The organism is Enterobacter sp. FW301-JW81 (genome assembly GCF_058788735.1).
Genome location: NZ_JBYTBA010000005.1, coordinates 178,435 through 200,171 on the forward strand (window position 1 = coordinate 178,435; position 21,737 = coordinate 200,171).

General features: G+C 55.2%; 21 protein-coding genes, 1 pseudogene and 1 other annotated feature. Of the genes and pseudogenes, 11 read left to right on the plus strand and 11 right to left on the minus strand.

Annotation, left to right across the window (positions count from 1 at the left end; translation table 11 throughout):
- Positions 1-16: 16 nt before the first annotated feature.
- Positions 17-835 carry a nickel/cobalt efflux protein RcnA gene (locus AC3WOK_RS16530; protein ID WP_492354821.1) on the minus strand — a complete coding sequence of 273 codons (819 nt, stop codon included), beginning with the start codon at positions 833-835 and terminating at the stop codon, positions 17-19.
- Between the two features lie 135 nt (positions 836-970).
- Between AC3WOK_RS16530 and AC3WOK_RS16535 the strand changes: the two genes are divergently transcribed.
- A complete protein-coding gene (locus AC3WOK_RS16535) occupies positions 971-1,243 on the plus strand; it encodes a metal/formaldehyde-sensitive transcriptional repressor (RefSeq protein WP_024906840.1) in 273 nt (90 codons plus the stop codon).
- Here the strand turns inward: AC3WOK_RS16535 and AC3WOK_RS16540 are convergent.
- Positions 1,236-2,801 carry an EAL domain-containing protein gene (locus tag AC3WOK_RS16540; RefSeq protein ID WP_059311197.1) on the minus strand — a complete coding sequence of 522 codons (1,566 nt, stop codon included), beginning with the start codon at positions 2,799-2,801 and terminating at the stop codon, positions 1,236-1,238. The genes AC3WOK_RS16535 and AC3WOK_RS16540 overlap by 8 nt on opposite strands.
- Positions 2,802-3,020: 219 nt before the next feature.
- Between AC3WOK_RS16540 and AC3WOK_RS16545 the strand changes: the two genes are divergently transcribed.
- Positions 3,021-3,281, plus strand: a complete 261-nt coding sequence (locus AC3WOK_RS16545; RefSeq protein WP_047347258.1) for a type B 50S ribosomal protein L31 — start codon at positions 3,021-3,023, stop codon at positions 3,279-3,281.
- Positions 3,282-3,283: 2 nt separating this feature from the next.
- Positions 3,284-3,424 carry a type B 50S ribosomal protein L36 gene (ykgO, locus tag AC3WOK_RS16550; RefSeq protein WP_003859006.1) on the plus strand — a complete coding sequence of 47 codons (141 nt, stop codon included), beginning with the start codon at positions 3,284-3,286 and terminating at the stop codon, positions 3,422-3,424.
- Here the strand turns inward: ykgO and AC3WOK_RS16555 are convergent.
- Positions 3,421-4,131, minus strand: coding sequence for a GNAT family N-acetyltransferase (locus tag AC3WOK_RS16555; RefSeq protein WP_492354822.1), 711 nt, complete (start codon positions 4,129-4,131; stop codon positions 3,421-3,423). The two genes, ykgO and AC3WOK_RS16555, sit on opposite strands and share 4 nt — an antisense overlap.
- A 101-nt stretch (positions 4,132-4,232) precedes the next feature.
- Between AC3WOK_RS16555 and pdxR the strand changes: the two genes are divergently transcribed.
- Positions 4,233-5,693, plus strand: a complete 1,461-nt coding sequence (pdxR, locus tag AC3WOK_RS16560; protein WP_492354823.1) for a MocR-like pyridoxine biosynthesis transcription factor PdxR — start codon at positions 4,233-4,235, stop codon at positions 5,691-5,693.
- On the opposite strand, the gene AC3WOK_RS16565 is transcribed toward pdxR, so the two are convergent.
- The 6 genes from AC3WOK_RS16565 to acrA all read right to left on the minus strand — a co-directional run bounded on the left by AC3WOK_RS16565 (position 5,665) and on the right by acrA (position 12,504).
- Positions 5,665-6,132, minus strand: a complete 468-nt coding sequence (locus tag AC3WOK_RS16565) for a YlaC family protein (RefSeq protein WP_047347255.1) — start codon at positions 6,130-6,132, stop codon at positions 5,665-5,667. The two genes, pdxR and AC3WOK_RS16565, sit on opposite strands and share 29 nt — an antisense overlap.
- 117 nt (positions 6,133-6,249) lie before the next feature.
- Positions 6,250-6,801, minus strand: a complete 552-nt coding sequence (gene maa, locus AC3WOK_RS16570) for a maltose O-acetyltransferase (protein ID WP_047347254.1) — start codon at positions 6,799-6,801, stop codon at positions 6,250-6,252.
- A 208-nt stretch (positions 6,802-7,009) separates the two neighbouring features.
- Positions 7,010-7,228, minus strand: coding sequence for a hemolysin expression-modulating protein Hha (hha, locus tag AC3WOK_RS16575; RefSeq protein WP_008499287.1), 219 nt, complete (start codon positions 7,226-7,228; stop codon positions 7,010-7,012).
- Between the two features lie 27 nt (positions 7,229-7,255).
- Positions 7,256-7,630, minus strand: coding sequence for an Hha toxicity modulator TomB (gene tomB, locus AC3WOK_RS16580; RefSeq protein ID WP_008499288.1), 375 nt, complete (start codon positions 7,628-7,630; stop codon positions 7,256-7,258).
- A gap of 511 nt (positions 7,631-8,141) precedes the next feature.
- A complete protein-coding gene (acrB, locus tag AC3WOK_RS16585) occupies positions 8,142-11,288 on the minus strand; it encodes a multidrug efflux RND transporter permease subunit AcrB (RefSeq protein WP_063429276.1) in 3,147 nt (1,048 codons plus the stop codon).
- Between the two features lie 22 nt (positions 11,289-11,310).
- Complete coding sequence (acrA, locus tag AC3WOK_RS16590) at positions 11,311-12,504, minus strand: multidrug efflux RND transporter periplasmic adaptor subunit AcrA (protein ID WP_023310601.1); 1,194 nt, start codon at positions 12,502-12,504, stop codon at positions 11,311-11,313.
- A 140-nt stretch (positions 12,505-12,644) separates the two neighbouring features.
- On the opposite strand from acrA, the gene acrR reads away from it, so the two are divergent.
- Entirely contained in the window at positions 12,645-13,298 is a 654-nt protein-coding gene (gene acrR, locus AC3WOK_RS16595; RefSeq protein ID WP_047347251.1) for a multidrug efflux transporter transcriptional repressor AcrR, read from the plus strand.
- A 112-nt stretch (positions 13,299-13,410) separates the two neighbouring features.
- Positions 13,411-16,758, plus strand: a complete 3,348-nt coding sequence (gene mscK / locus AC3WOK_RS16600) for a mechanosensitive channel MscK (protein WP_063429278.1) — start codon at positions 13,411-13,413, stop codon at positions 16,756-16,758.
- Position 16,759: 1 nt separating this feature from the next.
- Here mscK and rsmS read toward each other — a convergent pair.
- Together rsmS and priC are read right to left on the minus strand one after the other, a co-directional pair.
- Positions 16,760-16,967: pseudogene (gene rsmS, locus AC3WOK_RS16605) on the minus strand (pleiotropic regulatory protein RsmS).
- Positions 16,968-16,981: 14 nt separating this feature from the next.
- Entirely contained in the window at positions 16,982-17,509 is a 528-nt protein-coding gene (priC, locus tag AC3WOK_RS16610) for a primosomal replication protein N'' (RefSeq protein ID WP_047347248.1), read from the minus strand.
- Positions 17,510-17,559: 50 nt separating this feature from the next.
- Between priC and AC3WOK_RS16615 the strand changes: the two genes are divergently transcribed.
- From AC3WOK_RS16615 to recR, 5 genes are all read left to right on the plus strand, one after another.
- Positions 17,560-17,937, plus strand: coding sequence for a DUF454 family protein (locus tag AC3WOK_RS16615; protein WP_047347247.1), 378 nt, complete (start codon positions 17,560-17,562; stop codon positions 17,935-17,937).
- 151 nt (positions 17,938-18,088) lie between these two features.
- Positions 18,089-18,640 carry an adenine phosphoribosyltransferase gene (gene apt / locus AC3WOK_RS16620; RefSeq protein WP_000127359.1) on the plus strand — a complete coding sequence of 184 codons (552 nt, stop codon included), beginning with the start codon at positions 18,089-18,091 and terminating at the stop codon, positions 18,638-18,640.
- An 88-nt stretch (positions 18,641-18,728) separates the two neighbouring features.
- Positions 18,729-20,654: a DNA polymerase III subunit gamma/tau gene (gene dnaX, locus AC3WOK_RS16625; RefSeq protein ID WP_063429282.1), complete on the plus strand. Its 1,926-nt coding sequence runs from the start codon at positions 18,729-18,731 to the stop codon at positions 20,652-20,654.
- Positions 19,984-20,048 (plus strand) — a sequence feature (DnaX frameshifting element). Its footprint overlaps the gene before it by 65 nt.
- Before the next feature lie 54 nt (positions 20,655-20,708).
- A complete protein-coding gene (locus AC3WOK_RS16630; RefSeq protein WP_014882811.1) occupies positions 20,709-21,041 on the plus strand; it encodes a YbaB/EbfC family nucleoid-associated protein in 333 nt (110 codons plus the stop codon).
- Positions 21,041-21,646 carry a recombination mediator RecR gene (gene recR / locus AC3WOK_RS16635; RefSeq protein WP_008499298.1) on the plus strand — a complete coding sequence of 202 codons (606 nt, stop codon included), beginning with the start codon at positions 21,041-21,043 and terminating at the stop codon, positions 21,644-21,646. The genes AC3WOK_RS16630 and recR overlap by 1 nt, the downstream gene beginning before the upstream one ends.
- Positions 21,647-21,737 lie beyond the last annotated feature (91 nt).

Here is a 21,737-nt window from a genome sequence, read left to right on the forward strand (position 1 = left end):
CGGCGTGGCCGCATGCTTACGCCAGAATTCCGCTCAGGCCATGCAGGCTCATGTAAATTCCTACCATGATAATCAGTGCCGCTGAGATCCACGGCGCTTTGCGGGAAAATTCGCTAAATCCGGGCCAGCGTTTTGTCGCATGTTTGAGGCTTAAGGCAGCAATCGCGCCGGAAGCGACCAGGGTAATCGCCAGACCAATACTGAAGCTGAACACCAGCGTCGCGCCAAGGGCAAAATGCTTAAGCTGCAGGCAGATGAGCAGCACGGTGATGGACGCCGGGCAGGGAATAAGCCCGCCGGTCAGGCCAAACATCGCTATCTGTCCGGTGGTGACGTTTTGACCGTTGAAACGCCGGTTAATATCCTGCGCGTGCGCGCGCTGGTGGGCGTCCTGCCACTCCTCTTCATCCAGCAGGCGGTCGTGATGGTGGTCGTGGTCGTGATGACGATCGTGATGGTGGTCATGGTCATGATCGTGATGATGATCGTGCGGCTGGCTCTCTTTCCAGGTGCGCCACGCCATCCACAGGGCGATCAGGACGATCAACACTCCAGAGATCAGCTGGAACCACGGTTCTGAGGTATGCGCATCCCAGCCCCGACCAAACCACAATCCTGCCATGGCAATAATCCACACCACCGCCGTATGGGAAAGCGTTGCCGCCAGACCGAGCAGTACCGCCTGTTTCAGCGTGCCGCGGATAGCCACAATAAAGGCGGCCATCATTGTTTTTGAGTGGCCCGGCTCCAGGCCATGTAATGCACCGAGCAGAATAGCGCTGGGGACAAACAGCCAGGCATTGCCCTGCTGCAGGAGTGAAGCAAAATCGTTCATGGGAAATTCCGGAGTGGAAAGCGTGCCCCGATACTACTCCCCCCCAGTAGGTTAATACTACCCCCCAGTAGAAAAATACTCAGGGGGAGTAGAGCGTGATATGCTTTCAAAGCCAAAAAGAGAGGGGATGCAGAGATGTCACATACCGTTCGCGACAAGAAAATGTTATTGACTCGCCTGAAGAAAATTCAGGGGCAGAGTAACGCTCTGGAGAAAATGCTGAATAGCGATCACGAATGTGCCGAGGTGTTACAGCAGCTGGCGGCGATCCGCGGGGCGGTCAACGGCATGATGATGCAGGTGATCGAAGGGCATTTGACCGATCACGTGGTGAAAGAGCCTGAAGAAGCGCAGCGTGAAGCCGATCTTGGCGTAGTGCTGCAGGTGATCAAATCCTATCTTAAGTAGAGTGCGTTTCGAGGTTATTTTCGGCCCAAAGAATAAATTCCGTTTTGGGCAGCGCTTTGCTGTAGTACCAACCCTGCCCATACTGCACGCCGTGCCGGTGCAGCCAGGCGAGCTGTCCTGCGGTCTCGACACCCTCCGCTACCATCGCCAGCTTCAGCGACTTCGCCATTTCAATAATGTGCGGCGTCACGTTTTTATACTCCAGCGCGTCCACGAACGATTTATCAATTTTGAGCGTGTCGACATCCAGATCTTGCAGATAGCTCAGGCTGGAATAGCCCGTGCCAAAATCATCAATATAGACAGGGTGGCCCGCGCGACGGAATGCGGCGATAGCCGGTGCGCTAATCTGGGGATCGGCAAAGCCGCGTTCGGTTAACTCAAGGGCGATCTGTTTGGGATGGACCTTCCACTTATTCAGCAACTGGCTCAGCAGAGCCGGCAGCGTGCCGGAGGTTAAATCGGCGGGCGCGAGGTTGATGGAGATGTGCTGATCGTCGTGAAGGTGCAGCCAGCCGCCCATATCTTCAAATACTTTTTCGATGACTAACTGCGTTAGCTGCGAGATGAGCCCCGTTTGCTCAGCAAGAGGAACAAAGATGTCAGGTGAAAGGCTGCTTCCGTCTGGCTGGGGCCAGCGCGTCAGCGCCTCGGCGCCCACAATTTTTCCGCTACACAGCGCCACGATGGGCTGATAGTGAACCACAAAATCGCGGCTGTTAATGGCGTCAAGCAGGCGATTGCGCGGCGACTGTATACGGCGCAGGATCCGCAGGACAAAGAGCGCGGCAAGCAGGCTCATCAGGATGCCAAAGGGCAGCCATAGCAGCAGCTGCCGGTGCCAGGTTTCAGCCAGCGGCTTGAGCGTCGCCCATGCAACGACGGTAAATCCCAGCTCAGGAACGGGCTTCATCACGTACATTGAGCCGTTGTACTGGACGCTTCTCACTTCATGACCCTCGATCGTGTCACGGATATGCGGATCGAGCTTATTGCTGCTGGCGAATATGCGGTGGGTTGTACTTCCTACCAGTGCGGCGTCAATCGCTATCTCACCGAAAGGGATCACATCCACCAGTGAGGCTGGATCGACCATGACAAGATAATGACCTTTTCCCAGCACGGCCATGTAGCGGTTAAACCCAAGATCGTTTTGCGTGGTCAGCCATGCGCTGTAGCCATCTTCAGTAATGCGCATCGGCGGCGGGAAAGGGGCCGCGTGGCTGGTTTGCTCCAGGGAGGAGCAGAGCGGTTTAAGGTTATCGATATAAATCACTTCCTGGACATATCGCCACGAGAAAGCGACGCGGCGCATCTCTCTTAACTGCAGAGGGCTACACGGCACGCCCTCAAAGGCCTCCAGGTGATTGAGCGCTTCTTTTGCCTGCTCCACGACCCTGTCTGTTCGTACCAGCACGCGTGAGGCATAGTTATCCAGCGCATCGACAAATTTATCTTCCGCCTGACGATGGGCCAGCCAGATGCTAAGGCAAATGGGGACCAGCACGGAAAAGATAAGTACGCCAGTCACCAGACTGACCAGATGTCGAGTTTTCATGCTGTCGTTTCCTTCCTCGTATACCCGTTCCTGGGCACTGAGTTCCCTGCCTGAAGAGAAAGATTTTACCGCGAAATGATATAGTTATAGCACGTGGTTGGCCTGGCTATCATTTTATCTCAGGCAAACCCAAAAATATCGGCAGATGAGAGGGGTTGTTTTTTCAGACGAGCCTGGATATTATTTTGTTATGTTATAACAAAACATAAGAGGTTTATGATGAAACCAAATATCCATCCCGCTTATCGTACCGTGGTCTTCCACGACACCAGCGCCAATGAATATTTTAAAGTGGGCTCAACCATTAAGACCGAGCGCGAAATTGAACTCGACGGCGAAACGTATCCGTACATCACCATCGACGTCTCGTCAAAATCGCACCCGTTTTATACCGGTAAGCAGAAAACGTTCTCCACGGATGGCAGCACGGCGCGCTTCCGCAAGCGTTTTGGCGGCTTTCTCAATGCGAAGCGGGGCTAACCATGCAGGTACTTAACTCATTGCGCAGTGCAAAACAGCGTCACCCGGATTGCCAGATAGTCAAACGCAAGGGACGCTTATACGTGATTTGCAAATCCAACCCGCGCTTTAAGGCGGTTCAGGGACGTAAAAAAAGACGCTAAACGCGCGTTTCTCGCCAGCTTTCCAGGGATCTTTTCTGTTTGCCATCGGCAGTAAAATTGTCGGTGGCAAGCCAGCTTTCAAAGGCGCTTGCCAGCGCCGGCCACTCTTTCTCGAGAATCGAAAACCAGTCGGTATCCCGGTTATGACCCTTTATGACCAGCGCCTGGCGAAAACGCCCCTCAAACTGAAAGCCCAGACGCAGTGCTGCTTTGCGGGAAGGCTCGTTCAGGCTGTTGCACTTCCATTCATAGCGGCGGTAGCCAAGGGTATCGAACGCATACCGCATCAGCAGATATTGCGCTTCTGTCGACATGGGCGTGCGGCTTAACAGCGGAGAAAAGTGAACGTGCCCCACTTCCACGACGCCGTTTTTGGGATCGATCCGCATCAGGGACAGCGTCCCGACCGGAGATTGGGTCTGGTTATCGATAACGGTAAAGTGAATGGGATCGGATAACTCACTCACGCTCGCCACCCATCCGGCAAATTCCTCTGCGGTGGCATCGGGCTCGCGCAGTAGCCACGTCCAGCTGCGGGTATCTTCGGCCAGGGAATACGCGGAGAACAGCGCGTCGGCATGCTCAACGCGCAGCGGCTCAAGCCGACAATAGCGACCCTGAAGCACCACTCGGGACGGATGCTGGCGAGGTTGCCAGTCGTGAAGGGGTTCGCCCACTGGCTGTCCGAACTGATTGAATGTCTTCATCTTAATTTCCGTGACGTTGAAAAGAGTTCCAGACTAGTAAATTGCTGGTTCCTAAAAAAGAACCATCAGGCTATGTTTTGATGGTGCCACGAGGAGGTGAGATGAATATACCGGGTGATGAATTTTATACCTTGCTCAATGCAGCCCTGAAAAAACGTGGGGAAGAGACGCTCCAGCGCGCGCTCTATCTTGCTTTGCGGGAGGCCATACTGTGCGGAAGGCTTCGCTCCGGCAGCCAGCTTTCCGGTTCGCGAACGCTGGCTCAGCAGCTCTCCCTTTCCCGCAATACCGTTAATGCAGCGCTGGACCAGCTCACGCTTGAAGGGTATTTGCAGCGTAACCGCCAGGGCACGCGGGTGGCACAGCTCGCTCACCGCGCTGTCGCCCGGACATTGCCGGACCCTACCATCAAACTTGCCAGACGGGTCGGCCTGCTGCCTGCGCAGGTGATCCGGGACACGCCGGTTCTGGCGTTTACCCCAGGAACGCCGGCCATCAACTATTTTCCTCTGCCGCTGTGGCGGCGATTGTACGATCGCGTGATGCGGGAGGAGGGATATGCCCTGTTAGGGTACGGCGACCCGGCCGGTGAGCCATCGCTGCGGGCTGCGATTGCCCGGCACCTGGCTCTGTCCCGCGGCATTGACTGCGACGCCAGCCAGATTGTGATCACGGAAGGGGCGCTTGAGGGCGTTAACCTGTGCACGATGCTGTTGAGTGAGCCAGGCGATGTCGCCTGGGTAGAAAACCCCGGCTATAGCGGGGCAAAGAGCGCGTTTGTTAAAGCCGGCCTGAAAATGACGGGAATACCGGTTGATGAGGAGGGGATGTGCTGGGAAGGGGGGGATGCGCCTTCACCCTCGCTGATTTTTACCTCACCTTCACACCAGTTCCCCTACGGGAGCGTGCTCAGTGCACGGCGGCGCCTGGCGTTGCTGGAGCTGGCCAGACAGCATAACGCGTGGATTATTGAGGACGACTACGACAGCGAGTTCCGCTATACCGGTGAGCCGGTGCCGGCCATGCTGGGAATGGTCGCTAACGCGCCCGTTGTCTATCTCGGGACGTTCAGTAAAACGCTGTTTCCGTCGCTAAGAATGGGGTTCATGGTGCTGCCGCCAGCGCTGGACAAAGCGGCGCGCCCGGCCATCGGCTCGCTGCTGCGCGGTGGGCATCGTGCTGAGCAGCGTACTCTGGCGCTGTTCATTGAAGAAGGTCACTATGCCCGTCATCTTGCCGCCATGCGTCGGCTCTATCGTAAGCGTTACCGCCAGCTGCGGGAGGTGCTGGGCGCGGAGCTACATACGCCGCACCGCATTTTGGCGGGCGAAGGCGGGATGCATCTGACGCTGGCGATAGACGGTATTGACGACCGGGGGCTGGTGGAGAAGGCAAGGGCGTTTCAGCTGGCACCCGCTGCACTGAGCGGGTATTACCTGGAGTCGAAGCAGTGGCAAACCGGTCTGGTTTTAGGCTACGGAAATACCTCTGCTTCTCAGTTTGTGCCGGGGATCCGACGCCTGCAGGCGTTAATTACGCAGCAGCAGGGCGGGAAAGGGTAAAGACGTCATAGAAAGAGAGTTGACCCTTGGTGGAGACCATTTTCTGCAGCTTCTCTTTTTGTTCGGTTTCCACTGCCGGCGAGTGCATGATGCTCTCGATAAGATCCGCAGGCACGTAGCGCGTGTTGTACCATTCGCCGTTATAGCAGACCCGGAAATCGAGGACGTCGATATCTTCGTAACGGTAGCGCGGATTCACGTCGAAAAAGAAAAAGGCGTTAAAGACGACAAACAGCACAACGAGCAGCCAGACGGAGTCCACCAGCGTTTCGGACTTCAGCATCACAATAAGCGTCGCCAGCCAGGCGGCATACATTGCGACAAACAGCCCAGGATGTTTGCGAATAAAGCTAATGCTAAAGCGCGGGCGATTATCGCGCTTTTCGCGGAGGTTAAGATCGTCGATGGTGGCGGTAAGCAGGCGCTGTATCTCGGTCATTATTTGCCTTCATGAGAGTTGACAATACAGGGTGTCTGCCAATTTTAGGGGAGCCATCAGGCTGAAAAAAGTAACAGTCTGGCGCTAAAAGACCATAACAGTTGACTCCCCGGAACCTCACAGCGTTTTGATGATTTTTGCCGGATTGCCGCCAACGACGACGTTTGCCGGGACGTCCTTCGTCACGACGGCACCGGAGGCGACCACCACGTTATCACCGATAGTGACGCCAGGGTTAATGACCGCCCGGCCACCAATCCAGACATTATTACCAATGGTGACGGGTTTTCCAAACTCCACGCCGCTATTACGCTCCTCCGCATCCAGGGGATGGGTGGCCGTGTAAATATGCACACCTGGCGCGAGCATGCAGTTGTCGCCAATATGAACAGGACAGACGTCCAGCATCACGCAATCGAAGTTAGCGTAAAAGTTTGTACCCAGATAAATGTTATATCCATAGTCGCAGCGGAAGCTCGGTTCTATATAAGCCCCTTCGCTTTGCCCCAGAAGCTCCGCCAGAATGTTCTGGCGTTCTGTTTTTTCATCAGGTGCGGTGTGGTTATAGCGGTAAATCAGATGGCGGGCCCGAAGTCGGTCAGCCCGTAATGTTTCATCACCGGGGCGGTAATGTTCACCGGCAATCATTTTCTGTTTTTCTACGCTCATGCGAAACCTCTCTGGATGTCATTACCGCAGGGTAATCGTAACAGGCTGGAAGGGGAACGTTCCCGGAAAGCCGATGTGACTAGCGTCACAACATTGTTGCGGAAGAACACGTTTTACACGGAAACCTGGCCTGGGCACAGGGAGCATAACGGGATAGGTATATATAGCTTAGAACGTGGCGTAGAACTCTACAGACACCCTTCAAACATTAACGGACAAATTTCCACACAGAAGTAGGGATTTTGTCGTACAGCTTATTCATTGTCAGCTCAGCAAGACGATGGTCAGCGGCTGAATAAAATACCGCCAGTTCATTATCAGAAAGCTCGTATTTATTCTTTTCAATGACGCGCTCGAGCGTGTCAATTGACTGACAACGTCGCAAGCGCATCAAATAATCGATCTTTGTGAGTGGTTTATCAGACATAAATTCACCTTAGTAATTGTAATAATTTTAACAGGAAAGACTAACCGGGTTAGCTCTGCTCACGTTGACGAAACAGCGGAATAGCCGGTTTCCCGATTTACGCCATTTTTGCAAATCCTGGGCGTTAATGCCGTAACTGCTGAACAACATAAAGGTGTCGTCCAGGTATTCATCAATTTGCTCAATGAGCTTATTATCTTCATTGTACTTAATTTTATAATTAAGTGCGAAGGTTGCGATATGCTCTATCAGCTCATTCAACTGTAAATTGATGGCAGACGTTGGGTCGTTTACCCAGCCATGGTTACTTTCATCAAGATTGGCAAGGCAGTCATGGTACAAGGATTCGCAGAGAAATTTCAACTGCGCGATATCATGCCTTTTTGGCGAGTACTCGTCCATAGCGCATCCCCTTCTGAGTGATTTCTTACTCACCGAACATCAATGTCGGGATGGATACAACATACTTAGCCGCACGGGTGCTGTGTTCCTGATAACTCTAACTATAAGCCACTCGCTTCAAGATTTCATCGCGCTATTACGAAAAATTACAAATAAAACCGCAGACTGCGAGCGTACAGGCAATTGTTCGTCCAGGACTGAACTTTTTTATCCAAATTAACAATGGATTTTTATCGCTTCCTTACGTTTCATTGGCTTAGCTTAAATGATGAGAAAAGTTCTGATTCGGACTTTTCTTTGTCTGAACTTCTTATTAGGAATATTCCTAATAGCTTAAGCGGGGAAATGAAATTAAAAAAATCCTGAATTCACCGATTAAGTTATCAGTTAATTATGATATGTCTAATTAAGATGGCAGAAAATAAATAGAACTACAATAAGCGTAATTTATGATTTTTTCTGAAAATGAAAAAGGCCGCTAATGCGGCCTTTTTATCATGTGAAACCGGTATCAGTGAGGTTCTACCGAATGACTGTGTTCAACATCTTCATTCTTACGGCTGAAGCGGCGGCGAACCACCACGAAGAACACCGGTACGAAGAAGATAGCCAGTACGGTCGCGGTGATCATACCGCCCATAACGCCTGTACCTACCGCGTTCTGCGCACCGGAACCCGCACCAGAGCTGATAACCAGCGGCAGTACGCCGAGGATAAACGCCAGTGACGTCATCAGGATTGGGCGCAGACGCATACGAACCGCCTCAAGCGTCGCCTCAATCAGGCCTTTGCCTTCTTTCTCCATTAGATCTTTGGCGAATTCAACGATAAGTATCGCGTTCTTCGCCGACAGGCCAATGGTTGTCAGCAGGCCTACCTGGAAGTAAACGTCGTTGGTCAGTCCACGGAACGTTGCCGCAAGCAGCGCACCGATAACCCCGAGTGGAACCACCAGCATTACGGAGAACGGAATCGACCAGCTCTCGTACAGCGCCGCCAGACACAGGAAGACCACAATCAGTGAAATGGCGTACAGGGCAGGGGCCTGGTTACCGGACAGACGTTCCTGATAGGACATACCGGTCCAGTCATAGCCGATACCCGAAGGCAGCTTGCTCGCCAGCTCTTCCATCAGGTTCATGGCTTCACCGGTGCTTCGACCCGGCGCTGCCTGGCCCAGGATCTCCATAGACGGCAGACCGTTATAGCGTTCCAGACGCGGTGAACCGTATTCCCAGCGTGACGTTGAGAACGCCGAGAACGGAACCATCTGACCATTGCTGCCGCGCACGAACCAGTTGTTAATATCGTTCGGCAACATACGGTACTGCGCCTCTGACATCACGTACACTTTCTTCACACGACCGCGGTCGATGAAGTCGTTAACGTAGCTACCGCCCCAGGCTGCGCCCAGCGTGGTATTGATGTCACTGATGGACACGCCCAGCGCCTGGGCTTTCTCCTGGTCGATGTCGATTTTGTACTGCGGCGTATCTTCCAGGCCGTTTGGACGCACGCCGACCAGCAGGTCAGGGTGCTTAGCGACTTCGCCAAACAGCTGGTTACGCGCCTGCGTCAGTTTTTCGTGACCCAGACCGCCCTGGTCAATCAGCTGGAAGTCGAAGCCGGTCGCGGTACCCAGTTCAACAATCGCTGGCAGGTTAAAGGCGAAGACCATCGCATCTTTAATCTGCGAGAAGGTGCCCATTGCACGGCCGGTGATGGCTTCAACCTTGTTCTCTTTGCCCGGACGTTCAGACCAGTCTTTCAGAGAAACGAAGGCAATACCGGTGTTCTGACCGCGACCCGCAAAGCCAAAGCCGTTAACCGCAAACACGGACTCAACGTTGGCTTTCTCTTTGGTGAGGTAGTAATCGGTCATCTCATCCAGCACTTTCTGGGTACGCTCTTGCGACGCACCCGCCGGAAGCTGGGCCATACTCAGGAACACGCCCTGGTCTTCGTCCGGCAGGAAGGAGCTTGGCAGACGAACAAACAGGTAAGCCATGCCCACCACGATGATGATATAGAGCAGCAGGTAACGACCGGTGCTGCGCAGGATGTTGCCTACGCTGTCGGTGTAGTGGTGCGTGCTCTTATCAAACATGCGGTTAAACCAGCCGAAGAACCCTTTATGCTCGCCATGGCCGCCTTTCTGAATCGGCTTCAGCATGGTGGCACACAGGGCTGGCGTCAGAATCAACGCCACCAGTACCGACAGCGCCATCGCAGAAACGATGGTGATGGAGAACTGACGGTAAATCGCACCGGTGGAGCCACCGAAGAAGGCCATCGGGATAAATACCGCAGACAGTACCATCGCGATACCGACCAGCGCGCCCTGGATCTGACCCATTGACTTACGGGTTGCTTCCTTCGGCGGCAGACCTTCCTCCGCCATGACGCGCTCGACGTTCTCTACCACCACGATGGCATCATCCACCAGCAGGCCGATGGCGAGCACCATCCCGAACATCGTCAGGGTGTTTATCGAGTAGCCAAATATCGACAGGATCGCAAAGGTCCCGAGCAATACCACCGGCACGGCAATCGTTGGGATAAGCGTCGCGCGGAAGTTTTGCAGGAACAGGTACATCACCAGGAATACCAGGATGATCGCCTCGACCAGCGTTTTAACCACTTCGTGAATCGAGATTTTGACGAACGGCGTGGTGTCATACGGGTAAACGATTTTCAGACCTGACGGGAAGAACGGTTCCATTCTCTTCAGTTCTGCACGGATGGCCGTAGCGGTGTCCAGGGCGTTAGCGCCTGTCGCCAGTTTGATACCCAGACCAGAAGCCGGCTTGCCGTTGTACTTCGCGATGATGTCGTAGTTCTCACCGCCGAGTTCCACTTTCGCCACGTCGCGCAGGCGAACCTGCGAACCGTCCTGATTCACCTTCAGCAGAATTTTGCTGAACTCATCGGCCGAGGTCAGACGGGTCTGCGCGATGATTGAGGCGTTAAGCTGCTGGCCTTTTACCGGCGGCGTACCGCCTAACTGACCGGCTGCCACCTGGGCGTTCTGCGCTTTAATCGCGCTGATCACGTCAACCGGGGTCAGCTGGAAGTTGTTCAGTTTGTTCGGGTCCATCCAGATACGCATCGCGTACTGGGAACCGAACAGTTGCACGTCACCCACACCGGAAGTACGGCTGATAGCGTCCTTCATATTGGCGCCTACGTAGTCGGAAATATCCTCCTGCGTCATGGTGCCGTTGGTGTTGATAACGCCGACAACCATCAGGAAGCTACTGGACGATTTCTCGACGCTCACGCCCTGCTGTTGTACTTCCTGCGGCAGCAAAGGCATCGCCAGCTGCAGTTTGTTCTGCACCTGAACCTGCGCAATGTCAGCGTCAGTACCTGACTGGAAGGTCAGGGTGATCTGAACTGTACCGGTAGAGTCACTGTTTGAGGACATGTACATCAGGTTATCGATACCGTTCATGTTCTGTTCGATAACCTGAGTGACGGTGTCCTGCACCGTTTTCGCATCAGCCCCCGGGTAGGTTGCGGAAATTGTCACCGCCGGTGGCGCAATCGTTGGATATTGCGCGACAGGCAGCTTCAGGATCGCAAGTCCCCCGGCCAGCATGATGATAATGGCGATCACCCATGCAAATATGGGGCGATCGATAAAGAAATTAGGCATGTCTTAACGGCTCCTGTTTAAGTTAAGACTTGGTTTGTTCTGACTGGCCAGCGGCCGAAGCTTGTTGTTTATCGTCAGATTTCACTTCCTGTGCTTTAACCTGCGCGCCAGGACGAACTTTTTGCAAACCAGTAACAATCACGCGATCGCCATCTTTCAGACCTTCCGTCACCAGCCATTTATCGCCAATCGCCTGGGTAGCGGTGATATTGCGCGTTTCGACTTTGTCATCTGCCCCAACAACCAGTGCGCTCGCATCGCCGCGTGGCGTACGGGTCACACCCTGCTGTGGAACCAGAAGGGCGGTTGGATTCGTTCCTTCTTCCAGACGCGCGCGAACAAACATACCTGGCAGCAGATTTTTGTCAGGGTTCGGGAAAATCGCACGTAAGGTGATGGAACCGGTGGTCTGGTCGACCGTCACGTCAGAGAATTCCAGCGTACCTTCCTGCGGGAACTTGATACCGTCGTTGGTAATCAGCTCCACTTTGGCTTTGCCGTTTTCCTGTTTCAGGGTGCCATTAGCCAGCTCCTGTTTCAGGCGCAGGAAATCATTGCTGGACTGCGTCACGTCGACGTAGATCGGATCAAGCTGCTGCACGGTTGCCAGCGCAGTGGTCTGACCGTTCTGCACCAGTGCCCCTTCCGTGACGGAAGACTTACCAATACGACCGCTAATAGGGGAGGTCACTTTGGTATAGGCCAGGTTAATGCGGGCGGTTTCGACTGCCGCTTTGGCTGCCACTACGGCCGCGTTAGCCTGCTGGGCATCCGCCAGGGCTGTATCGTAGTCCTGTTGGCTGATGTATTTGGTACCAAGCAGTTTTTGATAGCGGTTCAGCGTCAGCTGGGCAATTTTGGCCGCAGCCTGTGCTTTTGCCAGGTCACCTTTGGCGCTTTCATACGATGCCTGATAGGTTGCTGGATCAATCTGATACAGAGACTCACCGGCCTTCACATCACCGCCTTCGGTAAAGTTACGCTTCAGGATAATGCCGCTAACCTGAGGACGAACTTCCGCAATGCGGTACGCATTTGTGCGGCCTGGTAATTCGGTGGTGATTTGTAGAGGTTCAGATTTGAGCGTCACGACGCCTACTTCTGGCGCCTGCTGAGCTCCTTGTTGAGCCGGTTTGTCGTCACATCCTGTTAGCGCTAAGCTGCCTGAGAGCATCAGAACGACCGCCAGAGGCGTTAACCCTCTGTTTTTGTTCATATATAAACCTCGAGTGTCCGATTTCAAATTGATCAAGGGTCCTGAGTCTAAAACCCATTGCTGCGTTTATATTATCGTCATGCTATGGTACATACATTCACAAATGTATGTAAATCTGACTCCTGTAAATTCACTCACCTATGGCACGAAAAACCAAACAACAAGCGCTGGAAACCCGACAACACATTCTGGATGTGGCAATACGTTTGTTTTCTCAGCAAGGTGTTTCGTCAACCTCGCTGGCGCAGATTGCTCAGGCTGCCGGTGTAACGCGGGGAGCGATTTACTGGCATTTTAAAGACAAGTCAGATCTGTTCAGTGAAATCTGGGAGCTTTCAGAGTCCAGCATTAGCGATCTCGAGAGTGAGTATCGGGCAAAATTCCCCGACGATCCACTCTCAGTATTGAGAGAAATATTAGTATATATCCTTGAAGCGACGGTAGTTGAAGAACGTCGCAGATTAATGATGGAAATTATCTTTCATAAATGCGAGTTCGTTGGCGAAATGGCGGTGGTGCAGCAGGCGCAACGTAGCCTTAGTCTGGAGAGCTATGACCGCATTGAACAGAATCTGAACCTGTGCATGCAGGCAAATCTGTTACCGGCCAATCTCTTGACCCGCCGGGCGGCTATCCTGATGCGCAGCTACATTTCAGGCCTAATGGAAAACTGGCTATTTTCCCCGCAATCCTTTGACCTGAAAGAGGAAGCCCGCAGCTACGTGGCAATTTTACTGGAAATGCTTCAGCTCTGCCCCACGCTGCGTAGTGATACATCTTCTCTCACTGCCTGAGCGGTTCCAGGATTTATCTCAGAGGCTCACGTTCGCGCTATTCTGCTTCAGGCGAGCGTGATATTCTTCACGCCGGACTATTTTCGGTCGTCTTCTGACATCATTCACAACTATGCTGCCCATCAATCGCTCGCAACATCCTGTAATTGCATTGCTCTTTGCGATGCTATTTTTCTTCGCTACGGCGCCGCTGACCTGGGCCCGCGCCGATAACAGCAATGATATCCCCTCGCGCAGCGATGTTCAGTCGCAGCTCGACACGCTGAACAAGCAAAAAGAGCTTTCTCCTCTGGATAAACTCATCCAGCAGGATCTGACGGAAACGCTGGAAACGCTGGATAAAATCGAGCGCATCAAAGCAGAAACCGCCCAGCTTCGCCAGAAGGTGGCGCAGGCCCCTGAAAACATGCGCAAAGCGACGGAATCGCTGAACGCCCTGAGCGACGTGGATAACGACGACGAAACGCGCAAGACGCTCTCGACGCTCTCTTTACGCCAGCTGGAGTCGCGCGTCGCGCAGTTACTCGACGACCTGCAAACCGCGCAGTCCGACCTCGCAACGTATAACAGTCAGCTTGTCTCCCTGCAAACCCAGCCGGAGCGCGTGCAAAATCTGATGTACTCCGCGTCTCAGCAGCTGCAGCAGGTCCGCAACCGCCTGAACGGCACAACGGTAGGGGAAGGCACGCTGCGCCCGACGCAGCAAACCCTGCTGCTGGTTCAGCAGACGCTGCTCAACGCGCAAATCGAACAGCAGCGTAAAAGCCTGGAAGGGAATACGGTGCTGCAGGATACGCTGCAGAAACAGCGTGATTACGTCACCGCGAATATTAATCGCCTCGAACACCAGCTCCAGCTGTTGCAGGAGGCGGTTAACAGTAAACGCCTGACGCTGACGGAAAAAACCGCTCAGGAGGCCGTATCGCCTGACGAAACCGCCCGTATTCAGGCGAATCCGCTGGTGAAGCAGGAGCTCGAGGCTAACCACCAGCTTAGCCAGCGCCTGATTGTGGCGACGGAAAGCGGCAACTCGCTGGTCCAGCAAAATATCAAAGTCAAAAACTGGCTGGACCGCGCGCTGCAGGCGGAACGCAATATCAAAGAGCAGATCGCGGTCCTGAAAGGCAGCCTTCTGCTGTCGCGTATTCTCTACCAGCAGCAGCAGACGCTCCCCTCCGCCGATGAGCTGGAGGACATGACCAACCGCATTGCGGATTTACGTCTTGAACAATTTGACGTCAACCAGCAGCGCGATGCCCTTTTCCAGAGCGATGCCTTTGTCGCCAAAATTGAAGAGGGGCACTCCAGCGACGTGAACCCGGAAGTGCACGACGCGCTGCTCCAGGTCGTTGATATGCGTCGCGAGCTGCTGGACCAGCTCAACAAACAGCTGGGTAACCAGCTGATGATGGCCATTAACCTGCAGATCAACCAGCAGCAGCTGGTGAGCGTTTCGAAAAGTCTGCAGGAGATCCTGACCCAGCAGATTTTCTGGGTAAACAGCAATAAACCGATGGACTGGGACTGGATTAAATCCTTCCCTGAGACGCTGAAAACGCAGATCAAGAGCATGAAGATTACCGTGAACTGGGAGAAAGCCTGGCCCGCGGTGACGATTGCCCTGCTGGCGGGGTTACCGCTGCTGCTGATTGCGGGCCTGATTCGCTGGCGTTTGGGCTGGCTGAAAAAATACCAGGCAAAGCTGGCCTCCGAAGTGGGGCAGCTGCGAAACGATAGCCAGCTCCATACGCCAAAAGCGATTCTGATCGATCTCATTCGCGCCCTGCCGGTGTGCCTGATTATTCTGGCTGTGGGCCTGATTCTGCTCACCATGCAGCTCAACGTCAGCGATTTGCTGTGGGCGTTCAGTAAAAAACTTGCGCTGTTCTGGCTGGTGTTCGGCGTCTGCTGGAAGGTGCTGGAAAAAGACGGCGTGGCCGTGCGCCATTTCAATATGCCTGCACAGCTGACCAGCCACTGGCGTCGTCAGATTGTGCGCATCAGCCTGGCGCTCCTGCCGCTGCACTTCTGGTCGGTTGTCTCTGAACTTTCCCCGCTGCATCTGATGGATGACGTGCTGGGCCAGCTGGTGATCCTGCTGAACCTGCTGCTGATTGCTATCCTGATGTGGCCGATGTGCCGCGACAGCTGGCGTGATAAAGAGTCCCACAATATTCGTCTGGCCACCGTGACGGTTCTGGCGATCATTCCGCTGGCGCTGATGGTGCTCACGGCAACGGGCTACTTCTACACCACGCTGCGCCTGTCCGGGCGCTGGATTGAAACGGTCTATTTGGTCATCGTCTGGAACCTGCTCTATCAGACCGTACTGCGCGGCCTGAGCGTGGCAGCGCGCCGCATTGCCTATCGCCGCGCCATCGCGCGTCGTCAGCATCAGGTGAAAGAGGGGGCCGAAGGGGCAGAGCCGCAGGAAGAGCCGACCATCGCGCTGGAGCAGGTTAACCAGCAGACGCTGCGTATCACCATGCTGGTGATGATTGCCCTGTTTGCCGTGATGTTCTGGGCCATCTGGTCCGATCTTATTACCGTTTTCGCCTATCTCGACAGTATTACCCTCTGGCAATACAACGGAACCGAAGCCGGTGCGGCGGTAATGAAAAGCGTGACCATGGGCAGCCTGCTGTTTGCACTGGTGTCGTCGGTCGTGGCCTGGGCGCTGATTCGCAACCTGCCAGGCCTGCTGGAAGTGCTGGTCCTGTCGCGTCTGAACCTGCGTCAGGGGGCGTCGTACGCCATTACCACGATCCTCAACTACGTCATCATCATTGCCGGGGCGATGACGGTCTTTGGCTCACTTGGCGTCTCCTGGGATAAACTGCAGTGGCTGGCGGCCGCCCTCTCGGTTGGTCTTGGTTTTGGCCTGCAGGAGATCTTCGGTAACTTTGTGTCCGGCCTGATCATCCTGTTTGAACGTCCTGTTCGTATCGGCGATACCGTCACTATCGGCACTTTCTCCGGTACGGTCAGCAAGATCCGTATTCGTGCTACCACCATCACCGACTTCGATCGCAAAGAGGTGATCATCCCGAACAAAGCGTTTGTGACCGAGCGTCTAATCAACTGGTCGCTCTCCGATACGGTAACGCGCGTGGTGATCCGCCTGGGCGTCGCCTATGGATCGGATCTGGAGAAGGTGAAAGAGGTGCTGCTGAAGGCGGCGTCAGAACATCCGAAAGTGATGCACGATCCTGCCCCGGCGGTGTTCTTCACCACCTTTGGGCCGAGCACGCTGGATCACGAGCTGCGTTTATACGTGCGCGAGCTGCGCGATCGCAGCTACACGGTAGATGAACTGAACCGTTCTATCGATCGCCTGTGTCGTGAAAACGATATTAATATCGCCTTCAACCAGCTTGAGGTTCATCTCCGCAACGAGAAAGGCGATGAGCATACGGAAGTGAAGCGTGAGATTAAGGGTGACGATCCCACTCCTGCCTAATCTATTTCCCTCTGCCCTCAGGGGCGAGGGAACGATTTTCTCCCTCTCCCTCAGGGAGAGGGCTGGGGTGAGGGTAGTTTTCCCTCAAAATCCCGCCGCACAATCTCCAGCGCCTTAAGCACCGTCTCGGCGGGGATCTCATGATTCTCCAGCAGCATAATCAAATCGACGGCCAGTTTGACCTCATCGGGTGCATTTTCCAGTGACATGAGTAGAGCTCCTGTTAACGGGTCAAACGTTCAATGACGCGTTCAATCTCATCCAGCGCCTGACGGCAGCGGACGATGCGTCCTTCCAGCGCGCTAATCTCGCGCATCAATAGCTGCTGCTCTTCCAGCGTTTCGCTGTTGTTCAGCCGCACTTCGCGTTCGCGCTTCATCTCAAACAGCCGGCGTTCAAATTCCTGGTTCTCCAGCCGCTTGCGTTGCCATTTGGCAAGCCCTGGCGAGGCGCTGTCCCAGGCGCGCAGCGGCCAGGCGGCAATTTCGCGGTGCAGAGCGGTGATCTGCTCAGTAAGATGCTCCGCAAGCCACGTCACCTGTTCGTGCTGTTCACGCTCAACGGCATGGCGAAGCTCGTCGAGATGGGTCTGCGCTTCAGCGATATAATCCTCGATTACCGTACTGCGGGTGCGAAAAAGCTGCCGGTCAAAGCGCGGCTTCAGCGTGGCGTGCCCCAGCAGAGGGGTGGCCTCGGCTCGCAGAGTGGTCAGCTGTTTTTGCAGCATCTCCAGAAGCAAGTCTGTTTTCAAGGCGCTCTCCAGTGGTAAAGTAGCCGTTCAGTTTGATAACGATTCGCATTATGCAGCGTACTATTTTAATCATCATTGGCTGGCTCGCGGTAGTGCTTGGCACGCTGGGTGTGGTTTTACCCTTACTGCCGACCACGCCGTTTATCCTGCTGGCGGCCTGGTGCTTCGCCCGCTCGTCGCCGCGTTTTCACCACTGGCTGCTGTACCGCTCATGGTTTGGCGGCTATCTGCGGCACTGGCAAAAACACCGGGCCATGCCGCCCGGGGCGAAGCCGCGCGCGATCGCGGTGATCCTCATCACCTTCGCTATTTCATTATGGATGGTGAAAATGATGTGGGTGCGGATCCTGCTGCTGGTCATCCTGACCTGTCTGCTTATCTTCATGTGGCGGATCCCCGTGGTTGATGAAAAGCAACAAAAGCACTGAAGCCTCATCATGGCTGTTGCAATTATCACGCGCAGCCAGTAAATTCGACCGTTTTCGAGCACAGGTGCGCCTGGTCAAAGGTTAAACAATTGTTGCCTTGGCCGACTCGTTGCGCGCCGTGAGTAACACTGTTTCATTTAGGCACAAACCGATGACCGCAACTGCACAGCAGCTTGAATATCTGAAAAACAGCATCAAAAGCATCCAGGACTATCCAAAGCCTGGCATTCTTTTCCGTGATGTCACCAGCTTGCTGGAAGACCCGAAAGCGTACGCGCTCAGCATTGAACTGCTGGTAGAGCGTTATAAAAACGCCGGGATCACCAAAGTAGTAGGTACCGAAGCCCGTGGCTTCCTGTTTGGCGCACCGGTTGCGCTGGCAATGGGCGTGGGATTTGTGCCGGTGCGCAAGCCGCGCAAACTGCCGCGTGAAACCATCGCGGAGAGCTACGAGCTGGAGTACGGCACCGATCAGCTGGAAATCCACGTTGATGCGATCAAGCCGGGCGACAAAGTGCTGGTGGTTGACGATCTGCTGGCAACCGGCGGCACTATCGAAGCGACCGTGAAGCTGATCCGTCGTCTGGGTGGTGAAGTGACCGACGCGGCCTTCATCATCAACCTGTTCGATCTCGGCGGTGAACAGCGCCTGGAAAAACAGGGCATTACCAGCTACAGCCTGGTGCCTTTCCCGGGTCATTAATCCCGGTTTTCACAACCTCGCTCAATGGGTGAGGTTGTGATAGCATTCCCCTCCATAAATTCACCTTCCAGCGTTGCAGAGCCTGCCCATGAGTTATCAGGTGTTAGCCCGTAAATGGCGACCACAAACCTTTGCTGACGTTGTCGGTCAGGAGCATGTGCTGACGGCCCTGGCGAACGGCTTGTCGCTAGGTCGCATCCATCACGCTTATCTTTTCTCCGGCACCCGCGGCGTCGGTAAGACCTCTATTGCCCGTTTGCTGGCAAAAGGTCTCAACTGCGAAACCGGGATCACCGCCACGCCGTGCGGCGTGTGCGATAACTGCCGCGAGATCGAGCAGGGGCGTTTTGTCGATCTGATCGAGATCGACGCCGCCTCGCGCACCAAAGTTGAAGATACCCGCGACCTGCTGGACAACGTTCAGTACGCTCCGGCGCGCGGCCGCTTCAAGGTCTACCTGATCGATGAAGTGCACATGCTGTCGCGCCACAGCTTCAACGCCCTGCTGAAAACGCTGGAAGAGCCGCCCGCGCACGTTAAATTCCTGCTGGCGACCACCGATCCGCAAAAGCTGCCGGTCACGATCCTGTCGCGCTGCCTGCAGTTCCACCTGAAGGCGCTGGACGTTGAGCAGATCCGCGCGCAGCTTGAGCACATTCTTGATGAAGAGAAAATTGTCCACGAACCGCGCGCCCTGCAGCTGCTGGCCCGCGCGGCGGACGGCAGCCTGCGTGATGCGCTCAGCCTGACCGATCAGGCGATTGCCAGCGGTGACGGCAAGCTCTCCACCGAGGCGGTCAGCACCATGCTCGGTACGCTGGATGACGATCAGGCGCTTTCGCTTATCGAAGCGATGATTGCCGCCAACGGGGAGCGCGTGATGTCGCTGGTGAATGCGGCCGCTGCCCGGGGGATTGAATGGGAAGGGCTGCTGGTTGAGATGCTCAGCCTGCTGCACCGCGTGGCGATGCTGCAGCTTTCTCCGTCAGCCATTGGCGCGGATATGGCCGCCATTGAACAGCGGATGCGTGAGCTCGCCCGCACCGTGCCGCCTGCCGACGTGCAGCTGTATTACCAGACGCTGCTGATTGGCCGCAAAGAGTTACCGTTCGCGCCGGATCCCCGGATGGGCGTTGAAATGACGCTGCTGCGCGCGCTGGCGTTCCATCCGCGGATGCCGCTGCCAGAGCCTGAGGTGCCACGGCAGTCTTTCGCGCCGGTCGCCCCTACGGCGGTGATGTCGCCGCAGCAGGTACCGCCGCAGCCGACGCCGCCGCCGCAAAACGTGCCGCTGTCGGATGCCACCAGTTCGGTGCTTGCCGCACGCAGCCAGCTGCAGCGCGCGCAGGGAGTAACCAAACCAAAAAAGAGTGAACCGGCAGCGCCAGGAAGAGCGCGGCCGGTGAACAACGCCGCGCTTGAACGACTGGCCTCGGTAACGGAGCGCGTACAGTCGCGTCCTGCACCGTCCGCGCTCGAGCAGAAAGCCCCGGTGAAAGAAGAGGCTTACCGCTGGAAGGCGACCACCATCATCGAAACGGTGAAGGAAGAGGTCGCCACGCCTAAGGCGCTGAAAAAGGCGCTGGAGCATGAGAAAACGCCGGAGCTTTCCGCGAAGCTTGCCGAAGAGTCCATTGCGCGCGACGCCTGGGCCGCCGAGGTCAGCAAACTCCAGCTGCCGAAGCTGGTCGAGCAGGTCGCGCTGAATGCCTGGAAAGAGCAGGACGGCAATCAGGTGCGTTTGCACCTGCGTCCGGGTCAACGCCACCTGAATTCACCCGGTGCGCAAAAGGCGCTGGCCGAGGCGCTGGCCGCTTTACAGGGTTCACCGGTTGAATTGACTATCATTGAAGATGATAATCCGGCAGTGAAAACGCCGCTGGAGTGGCGTCAGGCCATTTATGAAGAAAAGCTCGCGCAGGCGCGCGAGGCGATTATTGCGGATAACAACATTCAGACCCTGCGCCGGTTCTTCGACGCCGATCTGGATGAAGAGAGTATTCGCCCCATTTGATCGTGAGTCTGACTTACGGTTGTAATCCTTAAACGTGAAAGAAGAGAGAAGCCTATGTTTGGTGGAAAAGGCGGTCTGGGTGGCCTGATGAAGCAGGCTCAGCAGATGCAGGAAAAAATGCAGAAGATGCAGGAAGAGATCGCTCAGATGGAAGTCACGGGTGAGTCCGGTGCCGGTCTGGTCAAAGTGACCATCAACGGTGCGCACAACTGCCGTCGCGTTGAAATCGACCCGAGCCTGCTCGAAGACGACAAAGAGATGCTGGAAGATCTGGTTGCCGCTGCGTTTAACGATGCTGCGCGCCGTATCGACGAAACTCAGAAAGAGAAAATGGCCTCTGTTTCCAGCGGTATGCAGCTGCCGCCTGGCTTCAAGATGCCATTCTGATGCAAACCAGTCCGCTGCTCACGCAGTTAATGGAAGCACTGCGCTGCCTGCCGGGCGTTGGCCCGAAGTCGGCGCAGCGCATGGCGTTTACGCTATTGCAGCGCGACCGCAGCGGCGGGATGCGCCTGGCGCAGGCTTTAACCCGCGCCATGTCAGAAATTGGTCACTGTGCGGATTGCCGTACCTTCACCGAGCAGGATGTTTGTAACATCTGCACGAACCCGCGTCGTCAGGAAAACGGTCAGATTTGCGTGGTGGAGAGTCCTGCGGACATCTACGCCATCGAACAAACCGGACAGTTTTCCGGCCGCTATTTCGTGCTGATGGGGCATCTCTCCCCGCTGGACGGTATTGGCCCGGACGATATTGGTCTTGACCGCCTTGAACAGCGCCTTGAGTCCGAAACGATCAAAGAGGTTATCCTCGCCACCAACCCCACGGTGGAAGGGGAAGCGACCGCTAACTACATCGCCGAGCTGTGCTCGCAGTACGGCGTTGACGCCAGCCGCATAGCCCACGGCGTGCCGGTGGGCGGCGAGCTGGAGATGGTGGACGGCACCACGCTGTCCCACTCTCTGGCCGGACGTCACAAGATTATTTTCTGACCAAACGGAGGCTGCGCGAGCCGCCTCCGCTTGAAAATTTCTCCCCTTATCCCCATCTCTCACTCAACGTTTTAAAACCCCATTAAATGGC